This window comes from Pseudomonas sp. R15(2017), from assembly GCF_002112685.1.
GTDB classification, from domain to species: domain Bacteria; phylum Pseudomonadota; class Gammaproteobacteria; order Pseudomonadales; family Pseudomonadaceae; genus Aquipseudomonas; species Aquipseudomonas glycinae.
Genome location: NZ_NEII01000004.1, coordinates 378,991 through 391,217, shown reverse-complemented (window position 1 = coordinate 391,217; position 12,227 = coordinate 378,991). Strand labels below are relative to the sequence as shown.

The window sequence follows — 12,227 nt, the reverse complement described above, 5'->3', positions numbered from 1 at the left end:
CGTGCCGAATAACCTCGACGCTCTCCAGATGAATATCAGCAGTGCCATGGTGGTGGCCGCCAGGCATTGGCGGAAGATCTGCCAGACCACGCTGGTCAACTATGGAATTTCCGAAGCCTGCGCCGTCCCGTTGTTGATGATCGGGCGGCTGGGCGAGGGTGTGCGCCAGGTGCAGGTGGCGCAGGCAGCAGGGATGGAGTCGCCGTCGCTGGTGCGCCTGCTCGATCAGTTGTGTCACGCCGGGTTTGTCTGCCGCACCGAAGATGCCCAGGATCGTCGCGCCAAATGCCTGAGCCTGACCGACACCGGCCGTGAGCTGGTGCAAGCGGTGGAGGCGCAACTGGTGCGTCTGCGTCATGAAGTGCTCGAAGGCATCGACCAGCGCGATCTGGAGGCTACGCTTCGAGTACTCAGAGCTTTCGAGGCGGCCACTCCGCCAACGGTGATCAATCCGTGAACGGGTTCTTTTCCGGCATGCCCCCCGCGCGGGACTGGTTCTACGGGGTCCGCACGTTCGCGGCCTCGATGACCGCGCTGTACATCGCCTTGCTCATGCAGATGCCTCGTCCGTACTGGGCGATGGCCACGGTGTACATCGTTTCCAGTCCGTTCCTTGGCCCGACCAGTTCCAAGGCGCTGTATCGCGCGATCGGCACGTTTCTCGGTGCAGCGGCGGCGGTGCTGTTCGTGCCGATGTTCGTCCAGAGCCCTTATGTGCTGGTGGTGGTCATCGCCTTGTGGACGGGGATTTTGTTGTTCCTGTCCCTGCACCTGCGCACCGCCAACAACTACGCGCTGATGCTGGCAGGCTACACCTTGCCGCTGATCGCCCTGCCGGTGGTGGATAACCCGCTGGCGGTGTGGGACGTGGCCGAGTCGCGGACCGAGGAAATCTTTCTCGGCATCGCCGTGGCGGCGGTGGTCGGCGCGATGTTCTGGCCACGACGTCTGGCACCGGTGTTCAACGATGCCGTGGGCAAGTGGTTCGCCGACGCCACAACTTACAGTCTGAAATTCCTCAGCCGCGACGTGCAGCCCGAAGAGGTCGCAGCCCTGCGCATGGCGATGGTCGGCAGTTTCAACAGCCTGGAATTGATGATCGGTCAGTTGCCGCACGAAGGTGCGCGGCCGCAAACCGTACGCAACACCAAGGAACTGCGCGGCCGGATGATCCACCTGTTGCCGGTGATCGATGCCCTTGAAGATTCACTTTACGCCCTCGAACGGCGCACGCCGGAGCTGGTGGAAAAATTCGCCCCGCTGCTCACCGCGACTCGCGAATGGCTCGGCCACAAAGACGCCGATCTGGAGCGCTGGCAAGCCCTGCGGGATCAGCTCGAAGCGCTGCAACCGAGCGCCGAAGCCCTGGAAGATCGCAAACAGTTGCTGTTTTCCAACGCGCTGTACCGCCTCGGTGAATTCATTGATCTGTGGCAGGACTGCCGCAGTCTGCAGGACGCAATCCTGTGCGAGCGCCAGGACAGCTGGCGCGCGGTCTATCGCCACTGGCGCCTCGGTCGCCTGACGCCATTCATCGACCGTGGGCTGATGCTGTATTCGGTGGCCTCGACCATTCTGGCGATCATCGTTGCCTCGGTGTTGTGGATCCTGCTCGGCTGGACCGACGGCGGCAGCGCGGTGATTCTGGCGGCGGTCTCGTGCAGCTTCTTCGCCTCGATGGACGACCCGGCGCCGCAGATCTACCGGTTCTTTTTCTGGACCGGGATGTCGGTGCTGTTTGCCAGTCTGTACCTGTTTCTGGTGCTGCCGAACCTGCATGACTTTCCGATGCTGGTGCTGGCGTTCGCGGTGCCGTTCATCTGTGTCGGCACCCTGACGGTGCAGCCACGCTTCTACCTCGGCATGCTGCTGACGCTGGTCAACACCTCGTCGTTCATCAGCATTTCCGGTGCTTACGACGCGGACTTCTTTGCCTTCGTCAATTCCAACCTGGCGGGCCCGATCGGGTTGTTGTTCGCGTTTATCTGGACCCTGATCGCCCGGCCGTTCGGCGCCGAGCTGGCGGCCAAGCGCCTGACCCGTTTCAGCTGGAAAGACATCGTCAGCATGACCGAACCGGCCAACCTCGCCGAACACCGACAGCTTGGCGTGCAACTGCTCGACCGCCTGATGCAGCACCTGCCGCGTCTGGCCCTGACCGGCCAAGACACCGGCATCGCCATGCGCGAAGTGCGCGTGGGGCTGAACCTGCTCGACCTGCTCGCCTACACACCGCGAGTGACAGGCGCGCCCAACGCGTTGCTCAAGCAAGTGGTGGCAGAGGTCGGCGAGTATTTCCGGGCCTGCCTCAAGGCCGGCGAACGCCTGCCGGCGCCGAGCGCCCTGCTGATGACCATGGATCGCACCCGCCGCGCGCTCAACGGCCACGGCGATGAAGAAACCCGGCTCAACCTGTTGCATGCCTTGAGCGGTTTGCGCCTGGCGCTGTTGCCCGGTGTGGAATTCGTTTCCAACGCAGAGCCCGAAGAACCGCTGCCCGAAGGAGCGCCCCTATGATCGGTGATCTGGATATCAGCGGCATTTTCCTGCCGACCCTGCTGGTGTTGATGGGCATCACTTATGTGCTGTTTGTGTTGGTACACGGCGTGCTCACACGCCTGCATTTCTACCGTCTGGTCTGGCACCGGGCATTGTTCAACGTGGCTCTCTACGCCGTGATGCTGTACGGCGTGGATTCACTCAGTCGATACCTGATGACATGAAAAAACCGTTTCTGACCCTCGGTCGCGTTGTCCTGACGCTGCTGATCGTGACTTTCGCCGTCGTCGTGGTCTGGCGCATGGTGATGTATTACATGTTCGCGCCCTGGACCCGCGACGGCCACATTCGCGCCGACATCGTGCAGATCGCCCCGGACGTGTCCGGGCTGATCCAGCAGGTCGAAGTGAAGGACAACCAGTTGGTGAAACGCGGCCAGGTGCTGTTCAGCATCGACCAGGACCGTTTCAAACTGGCGCTGCGCCAGGCTAAGGCCGCGGTAGCCGATCGCGAAGAAACCCTGGCTCAGGCGCAGCGTGAAGCCAAGCGTAACCGTGGTCTGGGCAATCTGGTGCCGACAGAACAGTTGGAAGAAAGCCTGTCGAAAGTGGCCCGAGCGCAATCGGCCCTGGCCGAAGCGCTGGTGGCGGTGGACAGCGCTCAGCTCAACCTCGACCGCTCGGTGATCCGCAGTCCGGTGGACGGCTACGTCAACGACCGTGCGCCGCGTTCGCAGGAGTTCGTCACCGCCGGGCGTCCGGTGTTGTCGGTGGTCGACAGCAATTCGTTCCACATCGACGGCTATTTCGAAGAGACCAAACTCGACGGCATCCATGTCGGGCAGTCGGTGGATATCCGCGTGATCGGCGACCGCGCCCGCCTGCGCGGGCATGTCGAAAGCATCGTCGCCGGTATCGAAGACCGTGACCGTTCGAGCGGCAGCAACCTGCTGCCCAACGTCAACCCGGCGTTCAGCTGGGTGCGCCTGGCGCAACGGATTCCGGTGCGCATTGCCTTCGACGACGTGCCGGATGACTTCCGCATGATCGCCGGGCGTACCGCGACCGTGTCGATCATCGACGATCAACCGCAGGAGCCCGCGAAATGAGCAGGGCCCTGATGATCGCCGGTTTGGGCATGATGCTGTCGGCCTGCTCGATGGTCGGGCCGGATTATCACGTGCCCGAAGACGCGGCGATCCAGCGCAAGGATTTCCAGGGCGACCTGGCGGTGGCCGGCAAACCGGTGGTGTCGGCCCCGGTGCCGGCGGACTGGTGGCGGCTGTATCAGGATCCGCGTCTGGATCAACTGGTGCAGCAGGCCATGGCCTCCAACACCGATCTGAGGGTGGCGGCGGCGAACCTGTCGCGGGCCCGTGCGCAGGTCGATGAAGCCGAAGCGGCCGGTGGCTGGAGCGGCGGCGTGAAGATGGGTGCGCAACGCTTGCAGGAATCCGGCGAAGCGTTCCTGCTGCCGGAGAAAGTGCCGGTGGCCAACATCGGCGATATCGGTATCAGCGCGTCCTACCAGTTCGACCTGTGGGGCACGCTGCAACGTGGGATCGAAGCGGCCAAAGCCAACGCCGATGCGACTCAGGCCGCTGCCGACACGGCGCGCATCACCCTGGTCGCCGACGTGGTGCGGGCCTACACCCAGGTCTGCGCGGCGAACGAGGAACGGGAAATCGCCCAGCATTCTCTCGACCTGCAATCCCAGAGCACCACCCTGATCCAGCGCCTGCGCGATGCTGGCCGTGGCGACGAAACCCAGGTCACCCGTTCGCAGACCCAGTTCAAATCCTTGCGCGCCGACATGCCGCGTTATGAGGCGGCGCGTCAGGCCGGGTTGTTCCGGCTGTCGATGCTGCTGGCCAAGCCTGTCGATCAACTGCCGGCCGGCACCGCGACCTGCGCGGAGCTGCCGAAAATCGCCCAACTGGTGCCAGTCGGTGACGGCGCCGCGCTGCTCAAGCGTCGGCCGGACATCCGCCAGGCCGAGCGGCGTCTGGCGGCCGCGACTGCCGGGATCGGCATCGCCACCGGCGAGCTGTACCCGGACATCAGTTTCGGCGCGACCATCGGCACCGTCGGCATTCTCGACAACCTTGGCAAACCGTCCACCAACCGCTGGGGCTTCGGCCCGTCGCTGAGCTGGAGTGTGCCGACCAACGGCGCCCGGGCCCGCATCCGCGAAGCCGAAGCCACGACCCAGGGCGCACTGGCGCATTTCGACGGTGTAGTGCTGAATGCCATCCGCGAAACCCAGACCGGCCTGTCCCAGTATTCCGCACTGCTGCAACGCCGCGATGCGCTGGCCGATGCCGAGCAGTCGGCGAAACTGGCGGCGGACCAGACGCATCGCTTCTTCCAGGCCGGCCGCGAGTCGTTCCTCGCCGATCTGCAAGCCACCCGCACCTACACCGACGTCACCGCGCAACTGGCCGCCGCCAACACCCAGGTTGCCATGAGCCAGATCGATTTGTTCCTCGCCCTGGGCGGCGGTTGGGAAAGCGGACGAACGCAAGCCTCGAGCGCCAGCAAACCCTGAGGCCGTTGCTATGCTTTGAAGTATTGAAAGGGCGCCCCGAACCAGGCGCCTTTTCAGTGCACATCGCTAGCGCAGGTCTAGGGGAAACCAATAATGAAAAACCCTTACGCTCTCGGCTTCTGGTGCGCCCTGGTAGCCTTGGTGCTGCTGTCGGCCACCTATTTCTACGGCATCATGCTGGCTCATCAGATTGACAAGGCAATGGTCTTCCTCGACAGCACCGTGGCGTTGATCGCGGTCATGGCGATCGTGGTCGTGGCGTCGGCCCTGGTGCAGACCCAACGACTCAAGAAACGCCAGCTCGAGCAAAGCAAGACACTGCTGCTGATCTGGGACACCAAAGTTGCGCTGCGCAAAGTCGAAACCGTGTTCGACCGCTATTTCTGGGGCGGCTACTGGCAGCCGGGGCGCACTTTCGCCGAAGTCATGGGCGAACTCACCGGCACGCCGCTGGAAAAAAGCCTCGAAGCCCTGAAAAAACAATGCCTGGCTCTCGACCGGCAAGTCGCCGACGACGGCTGGCACTGGCTCAACAATGCCCGTGAACTCTCGGACGTCGCCACGGCCATGGCCCGCGAGCGTTATCAACTGGACTTCTGCGACCCGCGCAGCGACGGGCCGGGCGGGGCGGTGATCGACCGGGATTTCGAAGTGCTGGTGTACACCTGGACCGCACGGCTGAAAAGCTTCGACCATCAGCTGGACGAGATCGAGGTTCAATACTCCTGAGCCCGAAAAGATCGCCGAACCCGGCGATCTTTTTGTTTGTCCATGTCATGTCGACACTCTTTAACCTTTAAACATTGGGCCGCGTTGCACTGCCAGTGCTAATCTCCACCGCTAAATTCAGCGGAGTCGCGCCACGGCCCGGTCACGGGTTCAGGGAAGACGACCACACTTTCAGCCACGGAAATCGATCAGGTCATTCATGAATAAATCAGCAGGCGTGCTTCTCGGAATTGTTGTGGCCATTGGCGCCATCAGCGTAGGCGGGGCCTGGTACACCGGCACCAAAATCGAAGGCGTGCTGAACAATGCCGTCGCCAGTGCCAACAGCGAGTTGCAGACCGCCATGGCCGGCTCCAACGGCAGTGCATCGCTGGAGCTGGTGTCGCTGGAGCGCAACACCTTCAGCAGCACCGCGCACTATCGCCTCAAGGGCGAGGGTGAAATGTTCGGCGAAGCACCGGTCGAGCTGCTGTTCGTCGACCACATCGAACACGGCCCGCTGCCGTTCTCGCGTCTGGTGTCGCTGAAATGGCTGCCGGTCATGGCCACCAGTCACTTCGAACTGGAAAAGACCCCGATCACCGAAAAATGGTTTGCCGCCACCAAGGGCGCCGCGCCGCTCAAAGGCGTGGTCAACATCGGCTACGACCAGTCCACCACCGGCAACCTCGAACTGCTGCCACTGGAAACTGCGCTGGATGACAAGTCGAACCTGAAGTTTTCCGGCCTGAACATGGATATTTCCGCCAGCGCCCAGGCCCAGAAGGTCAAGGCCGACGGCTACATGGACAGCCTGCACCTGACCACGGTCGCCGAAGACCAGACGCCGGTGCAGATCGAACTCAATGGCCTGACCCTGGCCAGCAATCTCGCCAAGAGCACTTACGGCTACTACACCGGCGAAAACACCCTGGAACTGACCAGCAGCAAGACCACCTTCGGCGCCAAGCAGTCGGTGCTGGGTGTGAAGAACTTCGAAATGAAGAACCGTACCGAAGAGAACGGCAGCAACGCCTCCGGCCGTGCCGACTACAAGGTCGCTGAAGTGACCCTCAACGACAAGAAGATCGGATCGGCCAATCTGGCCATGAGCCTGAAAAACCTCGACATTCCGTCGGCCATGTCGCTGATGCAGATCTACCAGACCAAGCTGCAGCCTTACGAGAAAGCCGCCGCCGAAGCTGCCGCCGCCGGCCAGCCGGCACCGGAGCTGAACCTGACCGAGGCCGAGTCCACCCAGGTCAAGGCCGACCTGCAGAAACTGCTGGCGGCCGGGCCGCAATTGGCGCTGGAAGACTTGTCGCTGAAAACCGCCAACGGCGAAAGCAGGGCGAATCTGGTGCTCGACCTGACCAAACCTGCGTCGATGGACCTGCCACCGGATCAATTGGGCAAACAGTTGATCGCGCTGCTGGACATCAATGTGCTGGTGTCCAAGCCGATGCTGGTCGATCTGCTCAGTGTGCAGGCGCAAATCGATGGTCAGACCGATGCCAAGGCCATCGTTGACCAGGCCAGCGCGGGTGCCGACATGTTCGCCGGCATGGCTGTCGGTTCGCAGCTGGCGACCCTGGATGGCACCAACGTTGTCACCAAGCTGCATTACGCCGCCAATCAGGTGGAATTCAACGGCCAGAAGATGACCGTCGAGCAGTTCGTGGGCTTCCTGATGAGCAAGTTCGGCAGTATCGAACAGCCTCAGTAAACGCCCCGCGCTTCACCGAAACGCCCGGCCTCTGCACCCGCAGACGCCGGGCGTTTTGCTGCCTGGCATCCGGCTGAACGGTTAGCCGGGGCCCATCATCGTCACGAATCTGAACAATTATTGTGTTCTGAATATTGATCTGCACATGCGTGCAAGACTGCTTGGATAGCTTGGCCAGGTGAGTCGATCTGGCCTTCGTTACGAATTTGGCAAAGGGGGCACTGCTACCCGGCTGGCCATGTAAGGATGCTGACGAATGCCGCGTATTGATGGTCCTGTATTACATCGTGGTTTACGCCCATTGTTTCGAGTCGCGTTGTGCAGCCAGTTGCTCTGGCCCGTGCTCGCGTTCGGCGACACAGCCTACGATCAAATGGTGCTCGACGCCCGGGCCGGGCATTACACCCCTGCTTTGACGGTGCTGCGTCAGGTGCCTGCGGCCCAGGCCACCACCGGGCAGGTCAGCGATCACCTGCAAATCGCCGGTTGGGCCGGGCTCGACGCCGAAGTGGTTCAGGTCTACGAAGCTCAGGGCCGCAACCGGGTGCTACCCGTTCAGGCGCTGACCGCCACCGCCCGGGCCTATCGCAACCTCAAGCGCTGGGATCAGGCGATCCAGGTCTACAACAAGGCTCTGGCGCTGGAGCCGGACAACGCCGACCTGCAACTCGGTCTGGCGCTGACCCAGGCCGACTCCAGCAAGCCCGACGAAGGGGTGATCCGCGCCCGCTCCCTGGTCGCCGCCAAACCCGATGACCCTTCCCGCCGACTGGCGCTGGGCTACGCCCTGAATCGCGCCGGCAAGCCCTACGACGCGCTGTTCGAATACGACCAGGCCTTTATTCGCGCCGGCAACAAACCGGAAGTGGCCCGCGAATACGTGGTCGCCCTGCAAAAGGCGCGTCTGCCGGAGCCGGCGCTGCGTCTTGCCAGACAGCGTCCGGGGTTGATCGATCCCGTCACCTTGCGGCGTCTGGAAGGCGATCTGGCCGCCGAACGCGTGCGACTCGCTGAACTGGCCACCCGCAGTGAAAAAGAACGCTACGTGATCGCCGACCGCGCCCTGGCCGACTACGACCAGTTGCTCGCCACCTGGACCCCGGACGCCAGCGCCCACGACGACGTGACCCGCTGGCGCATCGACCGCATGGGCGCACTCAAGGCCCGGGCGCGTACCGCCGAAGTGATAAGCGAATACCAGAAGCTGCAAGGTGAAGGCGTAAAGATCCCGACCTACGCCCAGCGCTGGGTGGCGGCGTCCTATCTGGATCAGCGCCAGCCGGAAATTGCCACCGATCTTTACCGTCAGGTACTGGCGGCACCGGACGCCGATGTCGGCGACCGACTCGAGGACACCACGGCGCTGTATTACTCGCTGCTGGAAAGTGACCGTGCCGAAGAGGCACGCAAGGTCGCCGAAGATCAGGCCAGGGCGCAGAAGCCGCGTGTCGAACTCAAGGGCTTGCCGATCGGCAACCCCAACGACGAATGGATGGACGCCCAGCAACTGGCGGCACAGGCCGGCACCTATGGCTCCGACCTGCCTCACGGCGAAGAACGCTTGCAGACTCTGGTGGATCAGGCACCGGGCAACACCGGCCTGCGCCTGGCCCAGGCCGATCTGTACCTGGCCCGCAACTGGCCGCGCCGCGCGGAAAGCCAGCTCAAGGAAACCGAGAGCATCGCGCCGCGCGACATGGGCCTGGAAGTGGCGCAGGCCCGTACCGCCATGGACTTGCAGGAATGGCGGCAAATGGATGCGCTGACCGATGATGTGGTGGCGCGCTTCCCCGACAACCGTCAGGTCCAGCGTCTGGCCCGCGAGCGCGAAGTGCACGACATGTCCGAGCTGCGCGTCGAAGCCTATGGCGGCAAGGCCAACGGCGGCAACGGTGGCGATGCCGGTGCGGTCTCCGGCAGCCGCGATTTCGGCATCCAGACCACCCTTTACAGCCCGCCGATCGATGAAGACTGGCGAGTGTTCGCCGGAGCCGGATACGCCACTGGCGATTTCGCCGAAGGCACCGGCCACCACCGTTTCCAGCGTGTCGGTCTGGAGCGTCGCACCCGCGACATGACCCTCGAAGCCGAAGTGTCGAACCATTCCTATGGTTTCGGCGATAAGCAGGGGGCACGTCTGGCGATTGCCCGGGATATCAACGATCACTGGCAATACGGCGGCAGCCTTGAATACCTCTCGGCCGAAACCCCGCTGCGGGCACTGAACAGCGACATCAAGGCCAACGGCGGCAGCGGTTTCATTCGCTGGCGTGCCAACGAGAGCCGCGAGTGGCGGCTGGCGGTCAGCCCGTCGCACTTCAGCGACGGCAACAATCGCGTCGAAGCCTTGCTGACCGGAAAAGAGGGCGTCTACAGCGCGCCGAACCTGCAAGTCGATGCGGGCCTGGAAGTGGGCACCAGCCACAACTCCAAGTCCGATGACGTGCCGTACTTCAACCCGAAGTCGGACTTCAGCGTCATGCCGCTGCTCAACGTCAATCACGTGCTGTACCACCGCTACGAAACGGTCTGGAGCCAGCAATTCCAGGCCGGCGCGGGGACTTACAGCCAGCGTGACCACGGCACCGGCGGCATGGCCTTGCTCGGTTACGGCCAGCGCTACGCCTGGAACGATGTGTTCGAGGTGGGCGGTTTGTTCAGCGTGATCAACCGGCCCTACGACGGTGACCGGGAAACCGATCTGCGTCTGCTCGTCGACCTCACTTTCCGCTTCTAGAAGAGTTTGAAGATGCCTTTGATTTCGCGTTTCATCCTTCTGCTGGGAGTGCTGCTGGTCAGCGCCTGCGCCCAGCAAGCCCCGGCCTTCGTGCCGCCGTCCGAGCGACCGGTGGCAGCCAATGAAAAGCCCTGGCCGAAAAACCACGTGCTGGGCATTGCCTACCACGACGTCGAAGACCGTGATCCCGATCAGGCGGTGGTGGCGGTGCGCACCGAGCGGCTGCTCGAACAGCTCGCCTGGCTGCGCGAGAACAACTACAAACCGGTGACGGTCGATCAGATCATGGCCGCACGCAAAGGTGGGCCGGAGCTGCCGCCCAAGGCGATCCTGCTCAGTTTCGACGACGGTTACTCAAGCTTCTACACACGTGTGCTGCCGGTGTTGCGCGCCTACAACTGGCATGCGCTGCTGGCGCCGGTCGGCACCTGGATCGATACGCCGCTGAACCAGCCGGTGGACTTCGCTGGCACGCCGCGTCCGCGCTCGGACTTCCTGACCTGGGCTCAGGTGCGGGAAATCTCGCAATCGGGCCTGGTGGAAATCGCCGCCCACACCGACGCCAGTCACAAAGGCATCCTCGCCAACCCGCAAGGCAACCTGCAGCCGGCGGCCGCGACCCGACGCTACGATCCAGTGAGCAAACGCTACGAATCCGAAGCCGATTTCCAGGCGCGGATCCGCGCCGACGTGCAGGCGATCTCGGAGAAGATCCGCAAGAACACCGGGAAGAAACCGCGCGTCTGGGTCTGGCCTTACGGCACGGCGGACGGCACGTCGCTGACGGTGGTGAGTGAGGAGGGCTATGAAATGGCCCTGACCCTCGATGACGGCCTCGATGCTCTCGACAACCTGATGAGCGGGCCGCGTTTCCTGGTCGCCTCCGACCCTGACGGCGAGCACTTCGCCAACAGCGTGGTCGGCGTGCAATCGGATTTCACCATGCGCGTGGTGCACGTGGATCTGGACAACGTCTACGACCCGGACCCGGCGCAGCAGGAAATCAACCTCGGCAAACTGATCCAGCGCATGGCCGACATGGGCGCCAATACCGTGTTCCTGCAAGCCTTCGCCGATCCGAAGGGCGATGGCCTGGTGCATTCGCTGTACTTCCCCAACCGTCATCTGCCGATGCGCGCCGACCTGTTCGACCGTGTCGCCTGGCAATTGCGCACCCGGGCTCACGTAAAGGTCTTTGCCTGGATGCCGGTGCTGAGTTTCGAGCTGGATTCGAAGTTGCCACGGGTGACGCGCTGGGATCCGAAGACGGGTACGAGCGCTGTCGACCCGGATCAATACAAACGCCTGTCGCCGTTCGATCCCGAAGTGCGGCGGATCATCGGCGAGATCTACGAAGACGTGGCACGCCTGACTTCGGTCGACGGTGTCCTCTACCACGATGATGCGGTGCTTTCGGACTTCGAAGACGCCGGCCCTCAGGCGCTGAAGACCTATGTCGCCAACGGCCTGCCGGGCTCGATCGCCGCTCTGCGTGACGATCCAGCGGCGATGCAGCGCTGGACGCGCTTCAAGAGCCGCTACCTGATCGACTTCACCAACGAGCTGACCGCCAAGGTACGCGCGATTCGTGGCCCGCAAGTGCTCACCGCACGCAACATCTTCGCCGAGCCGGTGCTCAATCCGCACAGCGAAGCGTGGTTTGCGCAGAACCTCGACGACTTCCTCGGGACTTACGACTGGACGGCGCCGATGGCCATGCCGCTCATGGAAAAACAGACCTATGCGCAGTCCGGCCTGTGGCTCGAAGAACTGGTGGCGAAGATCAAACAGCGCCCCGGGGCGCTGGATCGCACGGTGTTCGAACTGCAGGCCCGGGACTGGACGAAAAAGGACCAGGCCGACATCGACGGCGCGCAACTGGCCGACTGGATGAGCCGCCTCAAACGTCAGGGCGCCACCAGCTTTGGCTACTACCCGGACAACTTTCTCGAGAACATGCCTGACCTGAAAACGGTGCGGCCTGCGCTCTCAAACAAATGGAACCCATGA

9 protein-coding genes are annotated in these 12,227 nt (G+C 63.1%); all 9 read left to right on the top strand.

The window, feature by feature from the left end; all coding sequences use genetic code 11:
* Positions 1-28 precede the first annotated feature (28 nt).
* The 9 genes from CAF77_RS11500 (at position 29) to pgaB (ending at position 12,227) form a co-directional block, all read left to right on the top strand.
* The gene (locus tag CAF77_RS11500; protein WP_011331882.1) at positions 29-457 is read left to right on the top strand and encodes a MarR family winged helix-turn-helix transcriptional regulator; all 429 of its coding nucleotides are present in this window, start codon (positions 29-31) and stop codon (positions 455-457) included.
* On the top strand, positions 454-2,517 hold the full coding sequence (locus CAF77_RS11495) for an FUSC family protein (protein WP_064382677.1): 2,064 nt from the start codon (positions 454-456) through the stop codon (positions 2,515-2,517). Before CAF77_RS11500 ends, CAF77_RS11495 begins: the two co-directional genes overlap by 4 nt.
* Complete coding sequence (locus CAF77_RS11490; protein ID WP_007957657.1) at positions 2,514-2,723, top strand: DUF1656 domain-containing protein; 210 nt, start codon at positions 2,514-2,516, stop codon at positions 2,721-2,723. The genes CAF77_RS11495 and CAF77_RS11490 overlap by 4 nt, the downstream gene beginning before the upstream one ends.
* A complete protein-coding gene (locus tag CAF77_RS11485; RefSeq protein WP_064382678.1) occupies positions 2,720-3,607 on the top strand; it encodes an HlyD family secretion protein in 888 nt (295 codons plus the stop codon). Before CAF77_RS11490 ends, CAF77_RS11485 begins: the two co-directional genes overlap by 4 nt.
* Positions 3,604-5,046: an efflux transporter outer membrane subunit gene (locus tag CAF77_RS11480; RefSeq protein WP_064382679.1), complete on the top strand. Its 1,443-nt coding sequence runs from the start codon at positions 3,604-3,606 to the stop codon at positions 5,044-5,046. Before CAF77_RS11485 ends, CAF77_RS11480 begins: the two co-directional genes overlap by 4 nt.
* Positions 5,047-5,139: 93 nt before the next feature.
* The gene (locus tag CAF77_RS11475) at positions 5,140-5,775 is read left to right on the top strand and encodes a hypothetical protein (protein ID WP_064382680.1); all 636 of its coding nucleotides are present in this window, start codon (positions 5,140-5,142) and stop codon (positions 5,773-5,775) included.
* A gap of 199 nt (positions 5,776-5,974) precedes the next feature.
* Positions 5,975-7,480: a YdgA family protein gene (locus CAF77_RS11470; RefSeq protein WP_085654496.1), complete on the top strand. Its 1,506-nt coding sequence runs from the start codon at positions 5,975-5,977 to the stop codon at positions 7,478-7,480.
* Positions 7,481-7,736: 256 nt separating this feature from the next.
* Positions 7,737-10,217: a poly-beta-1,6 N-acetyl-D-glucosamine export porin PgaA gene (gene pgaA, locus CAF77_RS11465; protein WP_064382682.1), complete on the top strand. Its 2,481-nt coding sequence runs from the start codon at positions 7,737-7,739 to the stop codon at positions 10,215-10,217.
* 12 nt (positions 10,218-10,229) lie between these two features.
* Positions 10,230-12,227, top strand: coding sequence for a poly-beta-1,6-N-acetyl-D-glucosamine N-deacetylase PgaB (gene pgaB / locus CAF77_RS11460; protein WP_064382683.1), 1,998 nt, complete (start codon positions 10,230-10,232; stop codon positions 12,225-12,227).